2 protein-coding genes and 1 pseudogene are annotated in these 2,086 nt (G+C 73.8%); 2 read left to right on the plus strand and 1 reads right to left on the minus strand.

Features of this window, described 5'->3' with window-relative positions:
- A pseudogene (locus tag VFW79_RS01490) lies at positions 1-479 on the minus strand (hypothetical protein); the annotation flags it as partial.
- 66 nt (positions 480-545) lie between these two features.
- Between VFW79_RS01490 and VFW79_RS01495 the strand changes: the two are divergent.
- Positions 546-1,331 carry an ABC transporter ATP-binding protein gene (locus VFW79_RS01495; RefSeq protein ID WP_329675549.1) on the plus strand — a complete coding sequence of 262 codons (786 nt, stop codon included), beginning with the start codon at positions 546-548 and terminating at the stop codon, positions 1,329-1,331.
- A 115-nt stretch (positions 1,332-1,446) separates the two neighbouring features.
- Complete coding sequence (locus VFW79_RS01500; protein WP_329675550.1) at positions 1,447-1,902, plus strand: NfeD family protein; 456 nt, start codon at positions 1,447-1,449, stop codon at positions 1,900-1,902.
- The last annotated feature ends 184 nt before the right edge of the window (positions 1,903-2,086 follow it).

A 2,086-nucleotide genomic window follows, 5' to 3' on the forward strand; every position in this document is an offset into this window, starting at 1 on the left:
GCGCGCAGGTCCCGCTCGGCGTCCGCGAGCGAGCCGACCTGACCGATGAGTGCCGTCTGCCACTCGGGCACGCGCGCGACCTCCCAACGCACCAGGTGGCCCGGCTCGTACACGCTGCCGAAGTCCTCGACCGTGGGGATCGCCGCGTACGACCCGCTCGCGGTCGCCACGAGCACGCACTCGCCGGCCGCGGCCGCGAGATGGCCGATGACGGCAGGGACGCCCGCGGGGTCGCCCGGTGCGGGCAGGACCGCCGCGACGCTGCGGGCGCCGACGGCCCACGCGGCCACGAGCTCGGCGAGGGTCGATCCGAGCTGGGCCGAGTCGGGCGCCTCGACGGTGTGCGGCTCGTCGTCGCTCTGCACGGCGGCGACGAGCCGGGCCACCGGCGCCGGGTCGGCGGCACTCGCCGGGCCGAGGTCCTGGAGCCACAGCGCGAGCGCGACCGACCGCGGCAGGTCGAGGTCGGGTGCGTCCATGGCTCCAAACTACGACGCGCGTCACGGTCGGACCGCTTCGGTCCGCGGCGGCTAGGGTCTGTGCCCATGACTGACGTGCTCGACCTGCAGGGCGTGACCATCCGGCGGGGGACCGCCACCATCCTCGACGGCCTCACGTGGCACGTCGGTGAGGGTGAGCGCTGGGTCGTGCTCGGCCCGAACGGCGCCGGCAAGACGACCCTGCTGCAGGTGGCCGCCGGGCGGATGCAGCCGTCGACGGGCACGGCCGACCTGCTCGGCTCGCGGCTCGGCCGCGTCGACGTCTTCGAGCTCCGACCGCGGATCGGCCTGTCGAGCGCATCCCTCGCCGACCGGATCCCGCCGGGGGAGACGGTGCGTGATGTGATCCTCACCGCCGCGTACGGGGTGACCGGCCGCTGGCGCGAGGCGTACGAGGAGCCCGACGAGACGCGCGCCGCCGACCTCATGGCGGCCTTCGGCGTGACCGCGCTGGCTGAGCGCAGGTTCGGGACGCTGAGCGAGGGTGAGCGCAAGCGCGCGCAGATCGCCCGCGCGCTCATGAGCGACCCCGAGCTGCTGCTGCTCGACGAGCCGGCCGCCGGGCTCGACCTCGCCGGTCGCGAGGAGCTGGTCGGAGCTCTCGCCGAGCTCGCCGGCGACCGCCGGTCACCGGTGCTCGTCCTCGTCACGCACCACGTCGAGGAGATCCCGCCGGGCTTCACGCACCTGCTGCTCCTGCGCGCCGGTCGCGTGCACGCCGCCGGGCCCCTCGACGAGACGCTGACCGCCGAGAACCTGTCCGGGGCCTTCGGCCTCGACCTCGTCGTCGACCGCGTCGGTGACCGCTGGACCGCACGCGCGTCCCGATAGCACGGCGGCTCGCCCCAAGACCCCACGGAACGGCAAAGCGACCACCTAGGATCGGTTGTGACGGCTGGACCGCGCATCGATGTGACGGCCCGCCCGCCATGACCTGGAGGTCGGCATGAGCGGTTGGCTGTGGTGGGTGGGCGGCGCGCTGCTGCTCGGGATCGCCGAGATCGTGTCGGTCCAGCTGGTCTTCCTGATGTTCGCCGGCGGGGCGCTCGCCGGCGCGGTCGCGAGTGCGCTGGGCGCAGGCATGCCGGTGCAGATCGGTGTCGCCGTGGTGGCGTCCATGCTGCTGCTTTTCGCGCTCCGGCCCTGGCTGCTGCGTCGGCTCCGGCTCCGGGTGCCGCTCGTCGAGACCAACGCCGCGGCGCTCGTGGCACGGGAGGCTGTGGTCCTGTCGACCACGACCGAGGACAGCGGCCGCGTGAAGCTCGGGGGCGAGGTCTGGTCGGCACGGGCCGCGCACGAGGGCGAGGTCTTCGCGCCCGGCACCGAGGTGCACGTCGTCCGGATCGAGGGGGCGACGGCCATCGTGACCGCCGCGGGCGGTGCTCGGCCGACCCCCCGCTGAACGCGCGGTCGACCTGACCGCGCCCGAACTGCCGTGCGAGATCCCTCGGACGGTCACACCGAGGAGAACACATGGATCAACCCGGGTACATCATCCTGGCGCTCGTCATCCTCTTCGTCGTCATCGTGCTCGTGCGGGCGGTTCGGATCGTCCCGCAGGCCACCGCGCTCATCATCGAGCGGCT

This window comes from Cellulomonas sp. (assembly GCF_036279715.1).
In the GTDB taxonomy this organism is placed as follows: Bacteria; Actinomycetota; Actinomycetes; order Actinomycetales; family Cellulomonadaceae; genus Cellulomonas_A.

What these genes read in the sequence shown, in the direction of transcription:
- VFW79_RS01495 (WP_329675549.1), top strand. Translation starts at nt 546, where the DNA reads ATGACTGACGTGCTCGACCTGCAGGGCGTGACCATCCGGCGGGGGACC.
- VFW79_RS01500 (WP_329675550.1), top strand. Translation starts at nt 1,447, where the DNA reads ATGAGCGGTTGGCTGTGGTGGGTGGGCGGCGCGCTGCTGCTCGGGATC.